The sequence below is a fragment of the Bacillus methanolicus MGA3 genome, assembly GCF_000724485.1.
Classification (GTDB): domain Bacteria; phylum Bacillota; class Bacilli; order Bacillales; family Cytobacillaceae; genus Bacillus_Z; species Bacillus_Z methanolicus_A.
Window position 1 is genome coordinate 230,147 of record NZ_CP007739.1, and the last position, 20,742, is coordinate 250,888.

Genomic DNA, 20,742 nt, shown 5'->3' on the forward strand with positions numbered 1-20,742 from the left:
TTTATATCATTTCATTCATTTGTATGATATTTGTAAAAAAGTATAAAATAAAGAAAATTAGGTAATCAAATATACGGAGGAACAAGCATGATAGGGTGCTTATGCATACATGGATTTACCGGTTCTCCGTATGAAGTGGAACCGCTGGTTGATTTTTTAAAAGAACATACAAATTGGGAGATTGCTGCACCGACTTTACCGGGCCATGGAGAAACACTTCAGTTAAAAGGCGTCCGATATAAAGATTGGATTAAGCACGCTGAAGAGGAACTTAAGAAGCTGATGAAGAGATGCGAGACGGTTTATGTTATTGGTTTTTCCATGGGAGGGTTGATCGCTGCCTATCTTGCTGTCAATTATCCTGTAAAAAAACTGGTTTTACTTAGTGCCGCTGCTTATTATGTAAATCCAAAACAGCTCGCAGCAGATATCGGAAAGATGGTAAAAGATACATTCAGGGGAGAATTGCAAAATAATGATTTGTTTCTCCGATATAAGAAAAAAATCAAAGATACCCCAATTTCAGCAACTTTTCAATTTCGCACGCTTGTTTCAAATATCCGGCCCATTCTGGAAAAAATTGAAATTCCAACGTTTATCGCCCAAGGAGAAGCAGATGGGATTGTACCTTCTAAAAGCGCGAAATATATATATGAAAAGATTGGTACTGAACATAAAAATATTAAATACATTAAGAAATCGGGGCATATGATTTGCCATTGCGATGAAAATGAGGAGCTTTTTTCTGATATCCTTGAATTTTTATCCTTAGAAACAGGCACCAATTTAAACAAACGTTTAATGAATAATTATAAGTAAGAAAAATCTACCGATGGAACTTTCACTTTATTGCAATAAAACCTTTTAAATGTTAAGATAAACTTCAAAGTGCCTAAGAGAGAAAGTCTTTGACAATCGGACATCCTCCAAGAAGGAGAATGTCTTTTTTTGCGACTCATTTATCTTTAAAAGCCATTGTTTATCACTTGTATTTAAGATTATATATACTGATTTAGTAAGGAGAAGGATACATTGACGAAGTTTCAAGATTTAGGTTTAAGTCCTGCAATGATGAAATCGATAAAAAAAATGGGATTTGAGGAAGCTACTCCAATTCAAGCTCAAACGATCCCGTTAAGCCTGGAAAACAAAGATCTAATCGGCCAAGCGCAAACCGGAACAGGAAAAACAGCAGCATTCGGAATCCCACTTATCGAAAAAATCGATATAGATCAGGACGTTATTCAAGGGATTGTAGTAGCACCGACGAGGGAGCTTGCCATTCAAGTTTCTGAAGAATTATTTAAAATTGGATATGGAAAGAAAGCACGGGTTCTAGCCATTTTTGGAGGACAGGACATTAGCCGGCAAATTAAGGCGCTGAAAAAACGCCCGCACATTATTGTGGGAACTCCTGGCCGAATATTAGACCATATTAACCGGAAAACAATTCGCCTCGACAATGTAAAAATGGCTGTCCTTGACGAAGCAGATGAAATGCTGAATATGGGTTTTATTGATGATATTGAAGCGATTCTCGCCCAGATTCCGAAAGAGCGCCAGACGCTGTTATTCTCCGCTACGATGCCTGCACCGATTCAAAGAATGGCTGAGAAATTTATGAAAAATCCGCAAATTGTCCGTGTACAGTCTAAAGAAATGACTGTTCCGCAAATTGAACAATTCTACCTTGAAGTACATGAGAAAAACAAGTTCGATGTTCTGACAAGGTTATTGGATATTCAATCTCCTGAATTGGCAATTGTTTTTGGAAGAACAAAGCGCCGTGTGGATGAATTATCCGAAGCGTTAAATTTAAGAGGCTATATGGCAGAAGGAATTCATGGTGATTTAAGTCAGGCGAAACGCCTTTCTGTCTTGCGTAAATTTAAAGAAGGTTTGATTGATGTTCTTGTGGCGACGGACGTTGCAGCTCGTGGGCTTGATATTTCAGGCGTTACTCACGTTTACAATTTTGATATCCCGCAAGACCCTGAAAGTTATGTTCACCGGATTGGACGGACAGGACGTGCCGGCAAAACCGGTATGGCGATGACATTTGTCACACCTAGAGAAAAAGCCTATTTGAAAATCGTTGAAAAAACGATCAAGAGGCGAATGGACAAAATGAAGCCGCCCACTTTGGATGAAGCATTGGAAGGCCAGCAAAAGGCGACAATAGATAAAATTATTCAAACAATTGAAACAAATAACCTTCAATTTTACAAACAGGCTGCAGAGGAGCTGCTTGAACAGCATGATGCAGTTACGGTTGTTTCTGCCGTTTTAAAAATGCTGACAAAAGAGCCGGATACAACTCCTGTTAAACTTACTGAGGAAACTCCTCTTCCGCCAAAACGAGATCGTGACCGAATCTCAAGTGACAAGAGACGCGGCAGTCATGAAACTTATGGGAGAAAAAAAAGCACATTAAAAGCGCGTTCCGGCGCAAAACGAAATAGTTCTTCAAATTCAAGAAGCTATCGGTAAGAGAGCGATTTGCTCTCTTTTTTTTTGCGTATTTTTCTCCGGGCGCATAGATCAACGTTATCGTTCGATATCGAAAAAATGAAACTATTTTTTGGGAAAATACGTAAATCAATTATACTTTCTTACAATGACCATCCTCTATTATATACTTAGGTAGAGTGTTTTAATTTGGAAACACAGGAGGATTTCGTGATGATTTCAGAACCGGAAAAAAGAATCTCTGAGCGGGCATTAAAGGTTTGGAGAATCTTTGGAGCTATTCAATCCGTTTTTATGTGGATGATTGCTGTCGGAGTGACAATTTTAACAATTATTTTTCATTGGCCAATCTGGATTCCGGCAGGGCTTATCATTATTGCAATCATTAGTTCTTATTTTTTTATCATCCTTCTTCCAGTATTGCGGTGGAAAAGATGGAGATACGAAGTCAGGGACCAGGAAATTGAACTTCAGCATGGGGTATTTATCATAAAACGGACGCTAGTGCCGATGATCCGAGTTCAGCATGTTGATACACAGCAAGGCCCTTTATTAAGAAAATATCATTTAGCTACCGTTACCGTTTCAACAGCGGCAACTGTACATGAAATTCCCGCTTTAGATATGGAGGAGGCGGAGGAGCTGCGTTCTTCAATCTCGCGGTTAGCAAGGGTGGCTGATGAAGATGTCTGAACCAAAACGGCTTCACCCTATTTCTGCAATTTATCACTTTATCAAACAGTTGAAAGAAATGATTATTCCAATCCTTGTACTCGTTTTTATTAAAGGGAAAGGAAGCGACGGAGAGCTATTTTCCTTGTTTATTTCAGTCGGTACTGTTTTATTTATCTTAATTAGCGGTATTTTATCATGGCTTAGGTTTACCTACCGAATTGAAGAAGATGAACTTCGAATTGAATACGGGCTTTTTATTCGAAAAAAACGTTATATTCCATTTGAGCGCATTCAAAGCATTGATTTTTCAGAAGGTATCTTGCATCGTCCGCTCGGTCTTGTAAAAGTAACAGTCGAGACTGCCGGATCGGGCGGTATGGGGTTGAATGATGCGGAGGCTGTATTAACTGCTATCACAAAAACAGAAGCGGAAGCGATTAAAGAAATTTTAGCTTCTGTTAAAGACTCCGGAAAGATGGAGAACGGGCCAGGAACAAAATTTAATGAGGAAATCATTTATAAAATATCTCCTCAGGAATTGCTGCTGCTAGCTTCGACATCAGGTGGAGCAGGAGTTGTGATTTCAGCTGTGTTTGCGTTCCTCTCTCAGTTGGATGAAATTATTCCATATGAAAAAGTTTTTTCAGGATTTGAACATTTAATAAAAAACGGTATTATTTTTGTTTCGATCATTGTTTTTCTAGGTTTCTTTCTTGCCTGGCTGATCGCCGTTATCAGAATGATGGTGTCATACGCTGATTTTACCGTAAAAAAAGTAAATGATGATATTATTATTTCAAGAGGACTTCTCGAAAAGCGCCAGATAACCATTCCGCTTCATCGGATCCAGGCGATTAAAATTAGTGAAAACCTTATTAGACAGCCACTAAAGTATGCAACTGTCATTATTGAGAATGCAGGCGGCTCTTCTGTTAATGAAGAGAGAGCAAGCGTTATTTTACTGCCGATCATAAAAAGAGAAAAGATTCCAGGAATCATGCAGCCCTTCTTTTCTGATTATAAGTTTCTAACAAATTTTGAGCCTGCTCCGAAAAGAGCGTTAAAAAGGTATTTGATTAGAGGCTGGGTGTTGATTGCTCCTTTTGTGCTCCTGCTGATTTTTTTTCTCCGTCCATTGGGATATTTTTCATTGCTTCTCATTCCTGCAATTTCTTGTTGGTCGCTCCTCAAATATAAAGATGCAGGCTGGAGCATTGACAATTATCAACTTGCCTTAAGATATCGGGGAATAAGTAAGAATACTGTTTTTATGAAAAAAAACAAAATCCAGTCATTATCTGTTAGAGAAAGTTATTTTCAAAGAAAGAAACAGCTTGCCACACTGGATGCGGTTGTAAAATCAGGCATCGGAGGCTCAGGAGGAACAGTTGCCGATTTACAAAAGGAAGATTGTTATTTTGTTTATCGATGGTATCAAAGAAAATGAAAAAAGCGCCAGCGGGCGCTTTTTTATTTGTAGCTAAAATCCGGCTTTTTCAGTCGTTAAAAAAACAGCGCCTATGACAATACCGGTAATCAATCCGAAAATATGAGCGGTAACATTGATATTGTCCTGGACAAAAGTCATAATCAAGCTAATAGCAGAGATTGTCAATATAATTTGGGTGTTTTGCTTCGAAAGCAAATGCTTCTTAAAAAGGATAATGGCAATGTAAAAGCCGAAAAGCCCGAAAATAGCACCGCTTGACCCAACATGGATGAATGTCAGTGGTTTTATGAGAAAAGTGGCGATGTTAGCGGCAATCCCACTTGAAAAATATAAAATCATGAATTTCTTTTTGCCGATGATTCGTTCAAGAGCGGGGCCAAACAGAACAAGGGAAAAACTGTTGAATAGCATATGGGAAAACCCGCTGTGCAAAACGATTGGAGTGACCAGCCGCCAATATTCCCCTGCCGCAATGTATAAGTTAACACCAGCTAGTTTTTCGAATAGAAGTCTATTTGGAAAGATAGGTAAAATCGTGAGAAAATATAAAAATACATGTACTCCAACAATAATAGAAACAATTGGATAGTAGCGAATAAATTCACGAAAACTTTCTGTTCTTGTAAACATACTGAACCTCCCACAGGACGATACAAACATCATAGCCTGAACGCTACATAAAAACCATACTTGTACAATAATAATGATATGCATATGAAAATTAATTAGAAGGAAGAGAAGATGAAATATGATTTTAGGTATTGGCATTGATATTGTTGAGTTAGACCGAATAAAAAGAATCGCTGAGCAACAGGAGAAATTTATCGATCGAATTTTAACTGAGACAGAAAAGCTTGAATACCACAAACTTTCAGCTAAAAGGAAAACAGAGTTTCTGGCAGGCCGATTTGCGGCAAAAGAAGCTTTCGCAAAAGCGGCCGGAACAGGGATTGGACATGAGCTTTCGTTTTTAGATATTGAAATCGTGGCAGATGATAAAGGAAAACCTTTTATTGTTAAACCTTATCGGGATGGTGTTCATTTATCCATTTCTCACAGCCGCGATTTTGCTGTTGCCCAAGTGGTTATAGAGGATAATAAATAAAATTTTTACAGGCTTGTTATTCGGCGGGGCATATTCGTTTAGGTTGTCTCATATATTCATAGTGCATAGGAGAGACAAGGCCAGGCGGCGGGAACATTGGCGATTTCGAACAAATACGTGAAAACGGAAGCCAATGTCTTAACCCTGTGCATACTCTCCATTTTCCGTGTTGAAATGAGACAAAAGGGGCTGAAAGGGAAAATGAAAAAAAAGTTATTGCTGCTTCTCGCCGGGCTTATGGTCATTATTGCATTAACCGCATGTGGTTCGAAATCACAGGAGGATGTTGTTAAAAAACTTAACAGTAAAGTGGAGGAAATGAAAGGCTACAAAGCCAACGCAAAAATGACATTGCAAATAGGTACAGAGCCGCAAGTGTATGATGTTCAAATTTGGCATAAGGAACCGAATTACTACCGTGTAAACTTGAAAAATGAAAAGAAAGATCAAAGCCAAATGATTCTTCGAAATGATGATGGTGTATTTGTACTAACTCCTGCTCTTAACAAAAGCTTCCGATTCCAAAGTGAATGGCCGCAGAACAGCAGTCAGGCATACCTTTATGAATCCTTGGTAAAGGATATATTGGAAGATAAAGAATCAAAGTTCTCGGCAACGAAAGACCATTATGTATTTGAAACAAAAACACGTTATCAAAATAATAAAATGCTTCCGTTTCAAGAAATTACCCTTAACAAAAAAGATTTATCTCCGGTTAGTGTAAAAGTGATGGATACGGACCGAAATGCACTCGTAACTGTTAAGTTTTCGGAAGTAAAATTCAATGCTTCCTTTGATAAAAATGATTTTGATATGAAAAAGAATATGACCGGTGCACAATTAGAAGTCCCTGTAATGGCAGATTCGGGTGATAAGGAATTTACAGTGAAGTATCCAACTGCCGAAATTCCGGGCGTTAGTTTAGTAGATGAGAAAGTGGTGAAAACAGAAGACGGAAAACGCGTTGTCTTAACATTTGATGGGGAAAAATCTTATACACTTATTCAAGAGAAAGCGAAAGTAATGCCGGCTGAAGCTTCCGCAACATTTGTAAAAGGAGAACCTGTGGATTTAGGATTTACAGTTGGTGCACTGTCAGACAAAATGGTGACCTGGACATATCAAGGAGTCGATTATACGATTGCATCGAACGATTTATCACCAGAAGAATTAGTAACGGTAGCCCGTTCCGTATCCGAAAGTATGGTTAAATAATTACAGGGGGTGACTCATAAGGGTCTGACTTCCTCCAACAATGACAATATATAGAATGGTTTTATTAATGTTTATCTATATGTTGTATTGGAGGGGCATGACCCTTTGTTTTTTAGTCATCCTTTTTTTTTTTACAGCTTGGCCATTGCCAATTTATGTTGTTGACAAGTTCACCAAGGAGTTTTAATCTAACTATTATTATATTTACTACAACTGAGCGGACAGTTTTTCAAACACAGTTTTAACTCGAACGGATGCAGAAGGAAGTGGAAAAAGGTTGGAAGGTCAAGTTTTATTTTTTCGTGATACATGGGCGGAAGTGGATTTAGATAAAATAGCGAATAATATTAAGGCAATTAATGAGGTTTTGCCATCTGGAACAGAAATGATTGCAGTTGTTAAGGCGAATGCTTATGGCCATGGAGACATGCAGGTAGCTGAAACAGCTCTTCAGGCAGGAGCTTCCTACCTCGCAGTTGCATTTTTAGATGAAGCAATCGTATTAAGAAAGAAAGGGATAACCGCACCTATTCTTGTTCTAGGAGCAAGCCGCCCTGAAGATGTCAAATTGGCAGCAGAAAAAAAGATAACACTGACAGTATTTCAGGAAGACTGGATAAAGAAAGCGCAGGACTTTCTAGATCAAAATGAAAAATTAAAAATTCATATAAAACTTGATACAGGGATGGGGAGAATTGGAATCCGCAGCAAAGAGGAGCTAAAAGCTATAGAGTCTTTGATCCTGAATGATGAACGGTTGCTTTTTGAGGGGGTATATACTCATTTTGCGACAGCTGATGAATTGGATTCATCTTATTTTGAAAAACAGCTCGAGCGGTTCAATCAAATGATCGAATGGTTAGAGGTGCGTCCGCGTTACGTTCATTCAAGCAACAGTGCCGCTGCACTCCGGTTTCCAGCAGCTTCATTTAATGCGGTGCGCATCGGGATTGCGATGTATGGTTTATCCCCATCCCCGGAGATTGAACCTCAGCTTCCTGTCGTTTTAAAGGAAGCTTTTTCACTGCATTCAAGGCTTGTCCATGTCAAAAAACTTCAAAAGGGTGATAAAGTAAGCTACGGCGCAACTTATGAAGCTTCAGGGGAAGAATGGATCGGCACTCTTCCGATCGGCTATGCTGATGGCTGGATAAGAAAATTGCAGGGACAGGAAGTATTGGTAGAAGGAATCCGGGCGCCGATTGTCGGGCGCATATGCATGGATCAGTGTATGATTAGGCTGCCATATTATGTTCCGCCCGGGACCAAATGTACGTTAATCGGCCGGCAAAAAGAAGAGTTTATTTCTGTGAATGAAATAGCTCAAAAGCTTGAAACGATTAATTACGAAATTCCTTGCATTATTTCGTCCCGGGTTCCGAGAATTTACAAACGGAATGGAGAAACAATCGATATAAATAATTCTCTTCTGAATAAATAATTTTCTTCTGAAGTTATGAGAACTTTTTGATATGAATGTTTTTTACTTTTATAAAATAAATTTTTGCTAATAAAGATGCTGCATGCATAAAAGGGTAAATTTTTGGACGATAATACAGAAGAATTGCCAAATTGTCTTTGCATAGAGGCTGATAAATGATAATATTAAAAATGGTAGAGATAAAGGGAAGTGCCATCAGTTTCCCCACTGATGGTTAGTTAAACTAAATACGCTAATAATTGCCATGTCTTCAAAAAGCTATCGCTTTCTTCTTGCGATGCGTCGTTGTTGAAGCTTTCTTTGTCCTGTGGCATTCGCCTGACTGGGATGACCTGTCCGCCGTCGGGTTCTTAGCGTCCTTTTCTTCCATCAAGAGAGACAGTGAACGGTTAGAACGTAAAAAAATAGGTGTGTAGTGATGGTGGAGGTGCATGTTTGTGTCTGAGTCCAGTGTAACAACGGAGATCTTGGTAAAATTACCGCAACATCTTTTAAACGAATTAGATGGTTTTGTAAAACAAGAAAATGTAAATCGCAGCGAGCTTATTTATCAAGCAACAAAAGCGTATTTGCGTGAACGTAAAAAGAGACAAATTCGTGAATCAATGAGGCGCGGCTATATGGAAATGGCCAAAATTAATCTGACGATTGCATCAGAAGCATTCCAAGCAGAATATGAGGCAGAACACACAGTTGAACGTCTAGTTAGCGGGGGATAAACCTTTGATTGTCAAACGTGGTGACGTTTATTTTGCGGACCTATCCCCAGTTGTTGGGTCAGAACAAGGCGGAACCCGTCCTGTACTAGTCATCCAAAACGACATCGGGAATCGGTTTAGTCCCACAGTTATCGTAGCAGCGATCACTGCCCAAATCCAAAAAGCAAAGCTGCCCACACACGTTGAAATTGATGCGAAACGTTACGGTTTTGAACGAGACTCTGTCATCCTATTGGAACAAATTCGTACAATTGATAAACAGCGATTAACCGATAAGATTACTCATCTCGATGACGAAATGATGGAAAAAGTGGATGAAGCCCTTCAAATCAGTTTAGGTCTCATAGAGTTCTAGCCGGAGCATGCTCTTTAAGAAAAAAAGGCGTTTTTTAAAAAGGCTGGACAAAGGCGATCATGATTGAAACTGCCGTTACTATTGTGTTAACGGTGAGTTTCCTTTACATAATATCACTATAATTTCATAAAATTACAACCGTGATTCTGCAAAGACAAGCTGGAAAACAGCTTGTCTTTTTTGTAATAAAAAAATGTTCTTAAATTGTTATCATTTGACTGTGTACAATACGTTGTCATTTAATGATTATAGCGGTGTGATAATTTCCAATATTCTTTTATAACTTTAATAAATATTGAAAACGGTAACTAAATGTAAAAATGAGGGGAGTAGGATAGATGAATAAAGCGATTGCAGACTATATACAAACCAATAGAGACGCTATTCTCAAAAAATGGATTGAGGCAATCAAGAAACAGTCGGATGAACGGCTGAGTAAGATAGTTTCTGATCTTGCATTTGTAGGGACAAGCAAGGAATTTATTGATCTGATCATTTCAAACATCAAGGATCCAAACGAAAAATTCACTGCAAAATTATCTGATTTTGCTGAAAAAGTTGTTCGGTTGGGATGGCCTTTAACTTTTGCTACAAAGGGCCTTCAAACCTTTGGGAATATTGTGTTTGAAGGAATGGTTGAAAAAGGGATCGTTACAAAGGAAAAACATTATGATTTTGACAGTTGGTTAAGCCCAATGCGCAATGAAATTGTAAATATGTATGCATATACTTGGGAAAGAACGGTGTCAATGCAAAAAATCGCTCTTCAAGAGCTTTCAGCGCCTGTGATTCCAGTTTTTGAAGGAATTACGATTATGCCGCTGATCGGTACAATTGATACTGAAAGGGCAAAGCAAATTATGGAAAATTTGTTGAGCGGGGTTGTGAAGCATCGTTCTGAAGTAGTGCTTATTGATATTACCGGCGTTCCGGTGGTCGATACCATGGTAGCTCATCATATTATCCAAGCAGCAGATGCTGTTCGACTGCTGGGTGCGAAATGCATGATTGTCGGTATTCGGCCGGAAATTGCTCAGACAATTGTTAATTTAGGAATTGATTTAAATCAAATTACGACTAAAAGTACTTTGAGAAAAGGAATGGAAGCAGCATTGGCATTGACGAATCGAAAAATCGTCAAATTGGAGGGAGAAGAGTGAGAATACCAATATTAAAATTGAACGATTGCCTGCTTGTCTCCATCCAATGGGAGTTAGATGACCAAACAGCACTGCAATTTCAGGAGGACTTGCTTCATAAAATCCATGAAACAAGTGCAAATGGAGTTTTGATTGACCTAAGTTCCATTGATTTTATAGACTCTTTTATTGCAAAAGTTTTAGGTGATGTTATCAATATGTCCAAATTGATGGGGGCAAAAGTAGTTATTACTGGGATTCAGCCTGCTGTTGCCATTACATTAATTGAATTAGGAATTAGTTTGAATGATGTTCTGACAGCTTTAGATTTAGAAAAGGGTTTGGAGAAACTACATCAGGAATTGGAGGACTAATTGTATGGGAATCCAATCCTGTGTGAGAATCATGAATGAGTGGGACATTGTTGCAGCACGCCAGCTCGGGCGCAATGTTGCAAAAGAGCTTGGTTTTGGAACAGTCGACCAGGCCAGGATTACAACTGCGATAAGTGAATTGGCACGGAACATTTATTTATATGCTGGCCAAGGGCAAATTTGTATTGAAAAGGTATACGAAGGCGGAAAAACGGGAGTAAGAATTGTTGCAGTTGACAGCGGTCCTGGAATTGCCGATATACGCCAAGTAATGGAAGACGGATTTTCTACATCAGGCGGATTAGGAGCCGGCCTGCCGGGTGTAAAGCGATTAATGGATGAATTTGAGATTAACTCTGCTCCAGGGAAAGGAACAGATATAAAAGCAATTAAATGGCTCCGTTAGGGGGAAGGTTATGGATTTCCGTGAAGTGATGGAGTCAGAATACCGGGATATTTTGCAAAAATATATTAAAGATAAATCAGAACAAGCTTTATATGCCGGGCAAATGTTCAGCAGAACGTTGATGGAACACAAAATTGCCCCTGAAGAAATTATCAGCATTCATAAAAATCTACTTCATGAAATGTATCCAGACCTTCGGGCAGAAATTATGGACTCATTTGATATTTTACTTGAAGTGATGATCGGTTATGGTATCGCCTATCGTGAGCATCTGAGCCTAAGGCACAAACAGAAGGAATTGCGGACGGAGATGGAAATAGCTGCTGCTGTGCAACAAACTTTGCTCGGAACGAAAATTCCTAAGTTAGATGGCCTGGATATTGGTGCAATCAGTGTACCTGCCAAACATATGAACGGAGATTATTACCATTTTGTGAAGGATGCGAATGATTGCATCAGTGTTGCTATTGCGGATGTAATCGGGAAAGGTATACCAGCAGCGCTTTGTATGTCAATGATTAAATATGCGATGGACAGTCTTCCTGAAAATCGAAACGAACCTAATGAAATCCTCGAGAACATTAACAGGGTTGTTGAACAGAATGTAGATCCCAGTATGTTTATTACGATGTTTTATGGAAAGTATAACCCGAAAACTGACATATTTTCTTATGCTTCTGCCGGTCATGAGCCGGGTATTTATTATTGTGCAGAAAAAAATAAATTCTCTGAACTGGAAGCGAAAGGACTGTTATTAGGGTTTGATAAACGTACAAAATACCTTCAATTCGAGCAGAAAATATATCCCGGCGACATGATTATTTTAATGTCAGACGGTGTGACCGAATGCAGGACAGCCGAAGGATTTATTGAAAGAGAAACTTTGATTGGATATATAAAAAAATATATACATTTAAGTGCACAGGAAATCGTTAATCATATTTTTAAAGAACTTGAAAAACTTCAGCACTTTCAATTGCGAGACGATTTTACTTTAATCATACTAAAAAAAGAAGTTTAGAACTTATTTAAAAAGGGTACAGGTAAAAGCAATCGATTTGTAAAGAGGTGGGTCAAATGAATATGACGATCGAAGTTGAAGACACTGACTCTTTAGTAGAAGTTAAAGTTGGCGGCGAAATAGATGCATATACAGCTCCCAAGCTAAGGGAAAAACTTTTTCCAATTTCTGAAAAAGATGGAGTCCAAATGATTGTTGATCTTTCTGGAGTCACTTATATGGATAGTACTGGACTGGGCGTATTTGTGGGAGTCTTTAAAAAGGTTCGCTCCAACAATGGAAAGTTTAAACTTATAGGCTTATCAAGCAGGTTAGAGAGGCTTTTTAAAATTACAGGCCTTGCAGATATTATTGATATTAACAGCAAGATTGAGGGTGGAGTGTAATGAATCAGCCGTTTGATTATATAGAAATGAAAATTCCGGCTAGGCCGGAATACGTTGGAGTCATTCGTTTGACTCTTTCGGGAATCGCAAGTAGAATGGGGTTTTCTTATGACGACATTGAGGATTTAAAGATTGCCACTAGTGAAGCTTGTACAAATGCAGTACAGCATGCCTATAAACATACGGGTAAAGGCGAAGTGGTACTTGGTTTTGGTCTGTATAAAGATCGATTAGAAGTCATGGTTGCAGACAGTGGACAGAGTTTTGATTTTCATACCGCCAGAGAAGGTCTTGGACCATACGATGAAAATGATTCCGTTGAATTCCTACGAGAAGGAGGCTTGGGACTTTACCTTATTGAAACACTGATGGACGAGGTAAGAATCCATCACAAAGAGGGTGTTACGGTATTTATGACTAAATACCTTGAAAGAGAGCAGGTGGAGAGGGATGCAGAAACAATCTCAACCTAATCTAATATCGAAGCAGGAAATCAACGATTTGATTAAAGCATATCAAGAGCATCAGGATGAAGAAGCTCAAAATAAGCTTGTGCTTCATTACCAAAACCTTGTTGCAACGATTGCCCGTAAATACTCAAAAGGCGGGTCATATCATGAAGATATCGTCCAAGTCGGAATGATTGGGTTGTTGGGTGCGATTCGCCGTTATGACGAATCAATTGGCAAAAGTTTTGAAGCGTTTGCGGTTCCGACGATAATCGGTGAGATTAAACGCTTTTTGCGGGACAAAACGTGGAGTGTTCATGTTCCGCGGCGGATTAAAGAGCTTGGTCCAAAAATTAAATCGACAGTAGAAGAACTGACAACAAAACTGCATCGCTCACCGAAAGTGGAAGAAATTGCAGAAGCCTTAAATGTTTCTGAAGAAGAAGTACTTGAAGCAATGGAAATAGGAAAAAGTTATCAAGCTTTATCAGTGGACCATTCCATTGAAGCTGACGCAGATGGCGGAACCGTTACATTGCTGGATATTGTAGGTACGGTTGATGAAGGATACGAAAGGATTAACCAAAAACTTGTTTTAGAAAAGGCTCTTCCTGTTTTAACAGATCGGGAAAAGAAAATTATTCAGTACACCTTTTTGGAAAATATGAGCCAAAAGGATGCAGGAGATAAATTGGGGATTTCACAAATGCATGTTTCCCGTTTGCAAAGAAGGGCCATTAAAAAGCTTCAGGAAGCAATACATACTGATATTAACAACACGGAGTGTCTTTCATGATTCATACTATCAAAGAAAAAATTGAGCTTATTGTCCACCAATCCTCTAAACAGGGCAGAACTGAATGTGGAGATAGTTATTATTTTACTGCTACTGATGACTACTTTGTCTGTGTTTTAGCAGATGGACTTGGCAGCGGACCTTATGCTCGTGAAGCTTCTGATGCGGTTGTCTCTGTCGTTGAACAGAACCACCACAAAGATGTTGAAACGCTTATGAAAGAGTGCAACCATTCTTTAATGCAAAAAAGGGGTGCAGCTGTAGCAATTTTTAAGGTTTATTTTAAAACAATGGAATTTGAATACAGTTGTGTAGGCAATATTCGTTTTTTCCTCTATTCTCCTTCCGGCAAGCTGACTTATCCTCTTCCGGTAACAGGTTATCTTTCTGGGAGGCCTCAAGTTTTCCAGACACAGCGGTTTTTCTATGAGCCAAACTCAAAATTCCTCGTCTATTCAGATGGTCTGAATCTTCAGGGGACAAAAACTTTGCTAAAAGGCTATCTACCAGTTGAATCTATTGCGAATGAAATATTAACAAAACATATAACGACTAGTGATGACACTACCTTCATCGTAGGAAGCTTACTTGGATAAAAGTGAGCTTCTTATTGTTTGTACCGTTTCGTTTCGTGCAAACGGTACAAACATTTTGTTAAAATGAATGGTAAGAACGATGAAATAGGGAGGCTCTTTATTTTGGAACAGACGATCGATAAACAGGAGCAATTAATGAAGATTATTGCTTCTGAGCAATCTTTAACTTTAAAACAAATTCGAAATGTCATTTCTTTAATGAATGAAGGAAATACCGTTCCATTCATTGCCCGCTATCGGAAGGAACAAACAGGTGCGCTTGATGAAGTACAGTTGCGGAATATTATTGAAAGATGGCAATATCTTCAGAACCTTGAACAGCGAAAAGAAGAAGTGATTCGATTAATTGCAGAGCAAGGTAAATTAACCCCTGAACTTCAAAGCCAAATCGAAAAAGCGATAAAGCTCCAAGAAGTTGAAGATCTTTATCGCCCTTATAAACAAAAACGCCGGACTAAAGCGACTATCGCAAAAGAAAAAGGGTTGGAACCGTTAGCTGAATGGCTGTTGACTTTCCCAAAAACAGGTTCTGTTGAAGAAAAGGCGAACGAATTTTTATCAGAAGAAAAAGAATTGAACAGCATCGAAGACGCACTTGCAGGAGCAAAGGATATTATTGCGGAGTGGGTATCAGATGATCCGGAAAGCAGAAAATGGATCCGTGGAGAAACAGCAAAATCGGGAATAATTGAATCTGTATTAAAAGATGCAGAAAAAGACGAGAAAAAAGTGTACGAAATGTATTATGAATATGAAGAACCTATTGAAAAAATCGTACCTCACCGCATCCTTGCCTTGAATCGCGGCGAAAAAGAAGATGTTATTCGCGTCCAAATTAAACCCGATATTCATAAGATTCTTCATTTTTTACATAAAAAATGGATTAAAGATGAGCAATCCATTACGGCATCACTTGTTGCAGATGCGGTAGAAGATGGATACAAACGCCTTATTCAACCTTCAATCGAACGGGAAATCCGGAACGAATTAACTGAAAAAGCAGAAGAACGTGCTATTCATATCTTCTCTGAAAATTTACGCAATCTATTGCTGCAGCCTCCTTTAAAAGGAAAAATTGTTCTAGGTGTGGATCCCGCTTACCGAACAGGGTGTAAACTAGCCGCAGTCGATGAGACCGGGAAAGTTTTGCATATTGACGTAATCTATCCTCATCCTCCTGTATCGAAAACAAAAGAAGCGCGAGAAAAATTTATAAAAATTCTTAGAGACTTCAATATTGATATCGTTGCTATCGGAAATGGGACTGCATCAAGAGAAACAGAACAATTTGTAGCAGAAATCTTAAAAGAAGTAAAAGAAGAGATTTTTTATTTAATTGTCAATGAAGCAGGTGCTAGTGTCTATTCAGCATCCGATCTTGCAAGAGAGGAATTTCCGGATCTACAGGTAGAAGAGCGAAGTGCTGTTTCGATCGCCCGAAGATTGCAAGATCCTTTAGCGGAACTTGTTAAGATTGATCCTAAGTCGGTTGGTGTAGGACAATATCAGCACGATGTTTCGCAAAAAAAGCTTTCTGAATCGTTAACCTTTGTTGTGGAAACGGCTGTTAACCAGGTAGGTGTTAATGTAAATACTGCTTCTCCGTCTCTTTTACAATATGTAGCAGGATTGTCGAAAACAGTTGCAAACAATATTGTAAAATATCGGGAAGAGCAAGGGAAATTTACATCAAGAGCACAGCTTAAAAAAATCCCGCGGCTTGGTGCAAAAACTTATGAGCAAGCGATAGGGTTTTTGCGTGTAATCGATGGAGAGGAGCCTTTTGACCGAACAGGCATTCATCCGGAAAATTATCCAGTAGTCAAAAAACTGCTTGAAAATTTGGGCTTTAAAACAGATGAAATAGGAACAAATGATTTAAAGAATGCTTTGACTGGATTAGATTTGAAAGAAACAGCAGCTCAACTGGATATTGGGGAATTAACATTGAAAGACATTATTGATGCTTTAATCCGGCCGGGAAGAGACCCGCGGGACGAGCTTCCAAAACCGCTGTTAAGAAAGGATATTCTAAAACTCGAAGATTTAAAACCGGGAATGGAGCTTCAAGGTACTGTAAGAAATGTAGTAGATTTTGGTGCGTTTGTTGATATCGGGGTTAAACAGGATGGGCTTGTTCATATTTCAAAGCTCAGCCGGCAATTTGTTAAACATCCTTTAGATGTCGTTTCAGTTGGCGATGTTGTGACTGTTTGGGTGGATAACGTTGACACGAATAAAGGAAGAATTGCGTTAACGATGCTGGCTCCTTCGGAAAATAGCGATCGATAATAAGTGAAGAAGACACTGCTATGAGCAGTGTTTTTTTCTGTAAAAAAACCAGCATTGATTTAAAATTTTTATTTGATATCTATCCTTTTCGTAGAAAGCTTTCTTCATTTGGTTTTGAAACCAGGTTGGCATACTAAAACCTCCCGAAAAGTGAATCTTCTAATAGGTATATTTAATGTATGCTATAATAGGTTGTCATGTTTACAGAAAGAGGAGCGGAAAAGCTATGAAAGAATCAGAACTGCAAAAACTTGTTGAAGAATTATCTCTTGCCTATTTCAATAAGCCTTTCCGCCATCGTGCAATGTTCAACCCACGGCTTCGGACAACAGGAGGGAGGTATTTGCTCCACTCCCATAACATTGAAATCAACAAAAAATATTATGAACAGCTTGGTGAAAAAGAACTAATTGGCATTATAAAACATGAACTTTGCCATTATCATTTGCATCTTGAAGGAAAAGGATTCCGTCATCGTGACCGAGATTTTAGAAACCTTCTAAAAAAAGTGGATGCTCCGCGTTTTTGCAGTCCTCTTCCTGAGCAAAGAAAAAGAAGAAAATCGGGCAAAATAATAATCTATTCTTGCAAAAGCTGCAATGAGATTTATAAGCGAAGAAGATCTATTAATACATCAAAATATGTTTGCGGAAAATGCAGAGGGAAATTGATAAAATTAAAGGAGTTGACAGCAGAGTAAAAGCATGATAAATTACTGAATCGTGACAGGTTAAAAATATTGTTTTTTAATAAAATTACCTTGACAGTCAAGGATCACGTCCCTATAATATAAAGAGTCGATAAGATGATGATTATTCCGCAGTAGCTCAGTGGTAGAGCATTCGGCTGTTAACCGAACGGTCGCAGGTTCGAATCCTGCCTGCGGAGCCTTATGGGGAAGTACTCAAGTGGCTGAAGAGGCGCCCCTGCTAAGGGTGTAGGTCGCGCAAGCGGCGCGAGGGTTCAAATCCCTCCTTCTCCGCCAGAAAGAATTCAATATGGCCCGTTGGTCAAGTGGTTAAGACACCGCCCTTTCACGGCGGTAACACGGGTTCGAATCCCGTACGGGTCATCACAAGAGTAAAAGCGCCTTGCCACTTGTTGTTTATATTCTCGGGGCAAGGCGCAAATGATTTATTGCCTTGCGGCCTGGTCCCGTAGTGTAGCGGTTAACATGCCTGCCTGTCACGCAGGAGATCGCGGGTTCGATTCCCGTCGGGACCGCCAGTATTTACCGGTTGCATTTTTTCTTTTCTTTTTGTAAAATATTATAGTTGTTTTAATAGTTGGGCTATAGCCAAGCGGTAAGGCAACGGACTTTGACTCCGTGATGCGCTGGTTCGAATCCAGCTAGCCCAGCCAATAAACAAGAGCCATTAGCTCAGTCGGTAGAGCATCTGACTTTTAATCAGAGGGTCGGAGGTTCGAATCCTCCATGGCTCACCATTAAAATTTAGCGGGTGTGGCGGAATTGGCAGACGCACCAGACTTAGGATCTGGCGCCGTAAGGCGTGGGGGTTCGACTCCCTTCACCCGCATCATCAATTTTTAGTTGAAAAACGAAGAGATTGATGGTAAAATAAACTTTGTCGTTTTAATAGGCGGTCGTGGCGGAATGGCAGACGCGCTAGGTTGAGGGCCTAGTGGGGGCAACCCCGTGGAGGTTCAAGTCCTCTCGGCCGCACCAAAAAAGATGTTGACATTATCTTGTGGTTATGATACTATATTATAGTTGCTTTAAAAAAGCGCCCGTAGCTCAATTGGATAGAGCGTCTGACTACGGATCAGAAGGTTATGGGTTCGACTCCTGTCGGGCGCGCCATTATATTCGGGAAGTAGCTCAGCTTGGTAGAGCACATGGTTTGGGACCATGGGGTCGCAGGTTCGAATCCTGTCTTCCCGACCATTCGAGATGATAATTGAAAATGCGGGTGTAGTTTAGTGGTAAAACCACAGCCTTCCAAGCTGTTGTCGTGGGTTCGATTCCCATCACCCGCTCCAAAAATTGTTCCTTGAAAACTGAACAAACAAAAGCGTCAACATTTAAAAGTGGAGGCGACCGGTTAGCTTCGAAGGGCATTGGAGCTTCTGGCGGAAAAGTCCTTAAAGACTTTGACAGAAGAAGCGAAGCGGCCGAGAAGCTGGGAGCCGAAACTGTATAGCGTTAATTCTATTTTTTATGAGCATATCTTACTCTTTTTTGGAGAGTTTGATCCTGGCTCAGGACGAACGCTGGCGGCGTGCCTAATACATGCAAGTCGAGCGGACCGATGGGAGCTTGCTCCCTGAAGTCAGCGGCGGACGGGTGAGTAACACGTGGGCAACCTGCCTGTAAGACCGGGATAACTTCGGGAAACCGGAGCTAATACCGGATAATCCTCTTTCCCGCATGGGAAAGAGCTGAAAGATGGCTTCGGCTATCACTTACAGATGGGCCCGCGGCGCATTAGCTAGTTGGTGAGGTAACGGCTCACCAAGGCGACGATGCGTAGCCGACCTGAGAGGGTGATCGGCCACACTGGGACTGAGACACGGCCCAGACTCCTACGGGAGGCAGCAGTAGGGAATCTTCCGCAATGGACGAAAGTCTGACGGAGCAACGCCGCGTGAGCGAAGAAGGCCTTCGGGTCGTAAAGCTCTGTTGTCAGGGAAGAACAAGTACCGTTCGAATAGGGCGGTGCCTTGACGGTACCTGGCCAGAAAGCCACGGCTAACTACGTGCCAGCAGCCGCGGTAATACGTAGGTGGCAAGCGTTGTCCGGAATTATTGGGCGTAAAGCGCGCGCAGGCGGTTCCTTAAGTCTGATGTGAAAGCCCACGGCTCAACCGTGGAGGGTCATTGGAAACTGGGGAACTTGAGTGCAGAAGAGGAGAGCGGAATTCCACGTGTAGCGGTGAAATGCGTAGAGATGTGGAGGAACACCAGTGGCGAAGGCGGCTCTCTGGTCTGTAACTGACGCTGAGGCGCGAAAGCGTGGGGAGCGAACAGGATTAGATACCCTGGTAGTCCACGCCGTAAACGATGAGTGCTAAGTGTTAGAGGGTTTCCGCCCTTTAGTGCTGCAGCTAACGCATTAAGCACTCCGCCTGGGGAGTACGGCCGCAAGGCTGAAACTCAAAGGAATTGACGGGGGCCCGCACAAGCGGTGGAGCATGTGGTTTAATTCGAAGCAACGCGAAGAACCTTACCAGGTCTTGACATCCTCTGACAATCCTGGAGACAGGACGTTCCCCTTCGGGGGACAGAGTGACAGGTGGTGCATGGTTGTCGTCAGCTCGTGTCGTGAGATGTTGGGTTAAGTCCCGCAACGAGCGCAACCCTTGACCTTAGTTGCCAGCATTCAGTTGGGCACTCTAAGGTGACTGCCGGTGACAAACCGGAGGAAGGTGGGGATGACGTCAAATCATCATGCCCCTTATGACCTGGGCTACACACGTGCTACAATGGATGGTACAAAGGGCTGCGATGCCGCGAGGCTGAGCCAATCCCAAAAAACCATTCTCAGTTCGGATTGCAGGCTGCAACTCGCCTGCATGAAGCCGGAATCGCTAGTAATCGCGGATCAGCATGCCGCGGTGAATACGTTCCCGGGCCTTGTACACACCGCCCGTCACACCACGAGAGTCTGTAACACCCGAAGTCGGTGAGGTAACCGCAAGGAGCCAGCCGCCTAAGGTGGGACAGATGATTGGGGTGAAGTCGTAACAAGGTAGCCGTATCGGAAGGTGCGGCTGGATCACCTCCTTTCTAAGGATTATTCGAAAAGCAAAGGCGACTGGTCAGCCTCGACAAGCGCTGGAGCTTCTGGCGGAAAAGTCCAAAAGACTTTGACAGAAGAAGCGAAGCGACTCGA

21 protein-coding genes, 11 tRNA genes and 1 rRNA gene are annotated in these 20,742 nt (G+C 40.7%); 31 read left to right on the forward strand and 2 right to left on the reverse strand.

Annotation, left to right across the window (positions count from 1 at the left end):
- Positions 1 to 87: 87 nt before the first annotated feature.
- From BMMGA3_RS01255 to BMMGA3_RS01270, 4 genes are all read left to right on the forward strand, one after another.
- Positions 88 to 819 carry an alpha/beta hydrolase gene (locus BMMGA3_RS01255; RefSeq protein ID WP_003348455.1) on the forward strand — a complete coding sequence of 244 codons (732 nt, stop codon included), beginning with the start codon at positions 88 to 90 and terminating at the stop codon, positions 817 to 819.
- A gap of 213 nt (positions 820 to 1,032) precedes the next feature.
- On the forward strand, positions 1,033 to 2,490 hold the full coding sequence (locus tag BMMGA3_RS01260) for a degradosome RNA helicase CshA (protein WP_003348453.1): 1,458 nt from the start codon (positions 1,033 to 1,035) through the stop codon (positions 2,488 to 2,490).
- A 192-nt stretch (positions 2,491 to 2,682) separates the two neighbouring features.
- Positions 2,683 to 3,162, forward strand: coding sequence for a PH domain-containing protein (locus BMMGA3_RS01265; RefSeq protein WP_003348451.1), 480 nt, complete (start codon positions 2,683 to 2,685; stop codon positions 3,160 to 3,162).
- Positions 3,155 to 4,591 (forward strand): PH domain-containing protein, encoded by a 1,437-nt coding sequence (locus BMMGA3_RS01270; RefSeq protein ID WP_038501972.1) that lies wholly within the window; start codon positions 3,155 to 3,157, stop codon positions 4,589 to 4,591. Before BMMGA3_RS01265 ends, BMMGA3_RS01270 begins: the two co-directional genes overlap by 8 nt.
- Before the next feature lie 33 nt (positions 4,592 to 4,624).
- Here the strand turns inward: BMMGA3_RS01270 and BMMGA3_RS01275 are convergent, their stop codons facing one another.
- Positions 4,625 to 5,224, reverse strand: coding sequence for a rhomboid family intramembrane serine protease (locus BMMGA3_RS01275; RefSeq protein ID WP_003348445.1), 600 nt, complete (start codon positions 5,222 to 5,224; stop codon positions 4,625 to 4,627).
- A gap of 118 nt (positions 5,225 to 5,342) precedes the next feature.
- Between BMMGA3_RS01275 and acpS the strand changes: the two genes are divergently transcribed.
- The 14 genes from acpS to BMMGA3_RS01350 all read left to right on the forward strand — a co-directional run bounded on the left by acpS (position 5,343) and on the right by BMMGA3_RS01350 (position 16,888).
- The gene (gene acpS / locus BMMGA3_RS01280; RefSeq protein ID WP_003348443.1) at positions 5,343 to 5,699 is read left to right on the forward strand and encodes a holo-ACP synthase; all 357 of its coding nucleotides are present in this window, start codon (positions 5,343 to 5,345) and stop codon (positions 5,697 to 5,699) included.
- Positions 5,700 to 5,900: 201 nt separating this feature from the next.
- Complete coding sequence (locus BMMGA3_RS01285) at positions 5,901 to 6,914, forward strand: LolA family protein (protein WP_034669513.1); 1,014 nt, start codon at positions 5,901 to 5,903, stop codon at positions 6,912 to 6,914.
- 277 nt (positions 6,915 to 7,191) lie between these two features.
- Positions 7,192 to 8,355 carry an alanine racemase gene (alr, locus tag BMMGA3_RS01290; RefSeq protein WP_003348440.1) on the forward strand — a complete coding sequence of 388 codons (1,164 nt, stop codon included), beginning with the start codon at positions 7,192 to 7,194 and terminating at the stop codon, positions 8,353 to 8,355.
- Between the two features lie 437 nt (positions 8,356 to 8,792).
- Positions 8,793 to 9,074, forward strand: coding sequence for a CopG family ribbon-helix-helix protein (locus BMMGA3_RS01300; protein WP_003348435.1), 282 nt, complete (start codon positions 8,793 to 8,795; stop codon positions 9,072 to 9,074).
- Between the two features lie 4 nt (positions 9,075 to 9,078).
- Positions 9,079 to 9,429, forward strand: a complete 351-nt coding sequence (gene ndoA / locus BMMGA3_RS01305) for a type II toxin-antitoxin system endoribonuclease NdoA (protein WP_003348433.1) — start codon at positions 9,079 to 9,081, stop codon at positions 9,427 to 9,429.
- 338 nt (positions 9,430 to 9,767) lie between these two features.
- A complete protein-coding gene (locus BMMGA3_RS01310) occupies positions 9,768 to 10,589 on the forward strand; it encodes an RsbT co-antagonist protein RsbRA (RefSeq protein ID WP_003348431.1) in 822 nt (273 codons plus the stop codon).
- Positions 10,571 to 10,942: an STAS domain-containing protein gene (locus tag BMMGA3_RS01315; protein ID WP_412151005.1), complete on the forward strand. Its 372-nt coding sequence runs from the start codon at positions 10,571 to 10,573 to the stop codon at positions 10,940 to 10,942. The genes BMMGA3_RS01310 and BMMGA3_RS01315 overlap by 19 nt, the downstream gene beginning before the upstream one ends.
- A gap of 4 nt (positions 10,943 to 10,946) precedes the next feature.
- Complete coding sequence (locus BMMGA3_RS01320; protein WP_003348427.1) at positions 10,947 to 11,348, forward strand: anti-sigma regulatory factor; 402 nt, start codon at positions 10,947 to 10,949, stop codon at positions 11,346 to 11,348.
- 10 nt (positions 11,349 to 11,358) lie between these two features.
- Positions 11,359 to 12,369: a PP2C family protein-serine/threonine phosphatase gene (locus BMMGA3_RS01325; protein WP_003348425.1), complete on the forward strand. Its 1,011-nt coding sequence runs from the start codon at positions 11,359 to 11,361 to the stop codon at positions 12,367 to 12,369.
- Between the two features lie 56 nt (positions 12,370 to 12,425).
- Positions 12,426 to 12,755: an anti-sigma factor antagonist gene (locus tag BMMGA3_RS01330; protein WP_003348423.1), complete on the forward strand. Its 330-nt coding sequence runs from the start codon at positions 12,426 to 12,428 to the stop codon at positions 12,753 to 12,755.
- Positions 12,755 to 13,228 (forward strand): anti-sigma B factor RsbW, encoded by a 474-nt coding sequence (gene rsbW, locus BMMGA3_RS01335; RefSeq protein ID WP_003348421.1) that lies wholly within the window; start codon positions 12,755 to 12,757, stop codon positions 13,226 to 13,228. Before BMMGA3_RS01330 ends, rsbW begins: the two co-directional genes overlap by 1 nt.
- Positions 13,206 to 14,000: an RNA polymerase sigma factor SigB gene (sigB, locus tag BMMGA3_RS01340; RefSeq protein WP_003348419.1), complete on the forward strand. Its 795-nt coding sequence runs from the start codon at positions 13,206 to 13,208 to the stop codon at positions 13,998 to 14,000. Before rsbW ends, sigB begins: the two co-directional genes overlap by 23 nt.
- Complete coding sequence (locus BMMGA3_RS01345) at positions 13,997 to 14,596, forward strand: PP2C family serine/threonine-protein phosphatase (protein WP_003348418.1); 600 nt, start codon at positions 13,997 to 13,999, stop codon at positions 14,594 to 14,596. The genes sigB and BMMGA3_RS01345 overlap by 4 nt, the downstream gene beginning before the upstream one ends.
- A 102-nt stretch (positions 14,597 to 14,698) precedes the next feature.
- Positions 14,699 to 16,888 (forward strand): Tex family protein, encoded by a 2,190-nt coding sequence (locus BMMGA3_RS01350; protein ID WP_003348417.1) that lies wholly within the window; start codon positions 14,699 to 14,701, stop codon positions 16,886 to 16,888.
- Positions 16,889 to 16,906: 18 nt separating this feature from the next.
- On the opposite strand, the gene cmpA is transcribed toward BMMGA3_RS01350, so the two are convergent.
- Positions 16,907 to 17,020: a cortex morphogenetic protein CmpA gene (gene cmpA, locus BMMGA3_RS17700; RefSeq protein ID WP_003348416.1), complete on the reverse strand. Its 114-nt coding sequence runs from the start codon at positions 17,018 to 17,020 to the stop codon at positions 16,907 to 16,909.
- Between the two features lie 94 nt (positions 17,021 to 17,114).
- Between cmpA and BMMGA3_RS01355 the strand changes: the two genes are divergently transcribed.
- The 13 genes from BMMGA3_RS01355 to BMMGA3_RS01415 all read left to right on the forward strand — a co-directional run bounded on the left by BMMGA3_RS01355 (position 17,115) and on the right by BMMGA3_RS01415 (position 20,636).
- Positions 17,115 to 17,588, forward strand: a complete 474-nt coding sequence (locus BMMGA3_RS01355) for a SprT family protein (protein ID WP_003348415.1) — start codon at positions 17,115 to 17,117, stop codon at positions 17,586 to 17,588.
- A 116-nt stretch (positions 17,589 to 17,704) separates the two neighbouring features.
- Positions 17,705 to 17,776 (forward strand) — tRNA-Asn (locus tag BMMGA3_RS01360).
- Positions 17,777 to 17,782: 6 nt separating this feature from the next.
- Positions 17,783 to 17,873, forward strand: a tRNA-Ser gene (locus BMMGA3_RS01365).
- A gap of 15 nt (positions 17,874 to 17,888) precedes the next feature.
- Positions 17,889 to 17,960 (forward strand) — tRNA-Glu (locus tag BMMGA3_RS01370).
- A gap of 79 nt (positions 17,961 to 18,039) precedes the next feature.
- Positions 18,040 to 18,115, forward strand: a tRNA-Asp gene (locus BMMGA3_RS01375).
- Between the two features lie 60 nt (positions 18,116 to 18,175).
- A tRNA-Gln gene (locus BMMGA3_RS01380) sits at positions 18,176 to 18,250 on the forward strand.
- An 8-nt stretch (positions 18,251 to 18,258) separates the two neighbouring features.
- A tRNA-Lys gene (locus BMMGA3_RS01385) sits at positions 18,259 to 18,334 on the forward strand.
- Positions 18,335 to 18,344: 10 nt separating this feature from the next.
- Positions 18,345 to 18,426 (forward strand) — tRNA-Leu (locus tag BMMGA3_RS01390).
- A gap of 63 nt (positions 18,427 to 18,489) precedes the next feature.
- Positions 18,490 to 18,575 (forward strand) — tRNA-Leu (locus BMMGA3_RS01395).
- 58 nt (positions 18,576 to 18,633) lie between these two features.
- Positions 18,634 to 18,710, forward strand: a tRNA-Arg gene (locus BMMGA3_RS01400).
- A 7-nt stretch (positions 18,711 to 18,717) separates the two neighbouring features.
- Positions 18,718 to 18,794: transfer RNA gene (locus BMMGA3_RS01405), tRNA-Pro, on the forward strand.
- A 21-nt stretch (positions 18,795 to 18,815) separates the two neighbouring features.
- Positions 18,816 to 18,889: transfer RNA gene (locus tag BMMGA3_RS01410), tRNA-Gly, on the forward strand.
- A 196-nt stretch (positions 18,890 to 19,085) separates the two neighbouring features.
- Positions 19,086 to 20,636, forward strand: a 16S ribosomal RNA gene (locus BMMGA3_RS01415).
- Positions 20,637 to 20,742: the final 106 nt, after the last annotated feature.

Coding starts and splice junctions, on each gene's coding strand:
- BMMGA3_RS01275 (WP_003348445.1), bottom strand. CDS start 5,224: ATGTTTACAAGAACAGAAAGTTTTCGTGAATTTATTCGCTACTATCCA.
- acpS (WP_003348443.1), top strand. CDS start 5,343: ATGATTTTAGGTATTGGCATTGATATTGTTGAGTTAGACCGAATAAAA.
- BMMGA3_RS01325 (WP_003348425.1), top strand. CDS start 11,359: ATGGATTTCCGTGAAGTGATGGAGTCAGAATACCGGGATATTTTGCAA.
- cmpA (WP_003348416.1), bottom strand. CDS start 17,020: ATGCCAACCTGGTTTCAAAACCAAATGAAGAAAGCTTTCTACGAAAAG.
- BMMGA3_RS01310 (WP_003348431.1), top strand. CDS start 9,768: ATGAATAAAGCGATTGCAGACTATATACAAACCAATAGAGACGCTATT.
- BMMGA3_RS01270 (WP_038501972.1), top strand. CDS start 3,155: ATGTCTGAACCAAAACGGCTTCACCCTATTTCTGCAATTTATCACTTT.
- BMMGA3_RS01330 (WP_003348423.1), top strand. CDS start 12,426: ATGAATATGACGATCGAAGTTGAAGACACTGACTCTTTAGTAGAAGTT.
- BMMGA3_RS01255 (WP_003348455.1), top strand. CDS start 88: ATGATAGGGTGCTTATGCATACATGGATTTACCGGTTCTCCGTATGAA.
- BMMGA3_RS01345 (WP_003348418.1), top strand. CDS start 13,997: ATGATTCATACTATCAAAGAAAAAATTGAGCTTATTGTCCACCAATCC.
- BMMGA3_RS01355 (WP_003348415.1), top strand. CDS start 17,115: ATGAAAGAATCAGAACTGCAAAAACTTGTTGAAGAATTATCTCTTGCC.
- BMMGA3_RS01320 (WP_003348427.1), top strand. CDS start 10,947: ATGGGAATCCAATCCTGTGTGAGAATCATGAATGAGTGGGACATTGTT.
- BMMGA3_RS01285 (WP_034669513.1), top strand. CDS start 5,901: ATGAAAAAAAAGTTATTGCTGCTTCTCGCCGGGCTTATGGTCATTATT.
- rsbW (WP_003348421.1), top strand. CDS start 12,755: ATGAATCAGCCGTTTGATTATATAGAAATGAAAATTCCGGCTAGGCCG.
- BMMGA3_RS01265 (WP_003348451.1), top strand. CDS start 2,683: ATGATTTCAGAACCGGAAAAAAGAATCTCTGAGCGGGCATTAAAGGTT.
- sigB (WP_003348419.1), top strand. CDS start 13,206: ATGCAGAAACAATCTCAACCTAATCTAATATCGAAGCAGGAAATCAAC.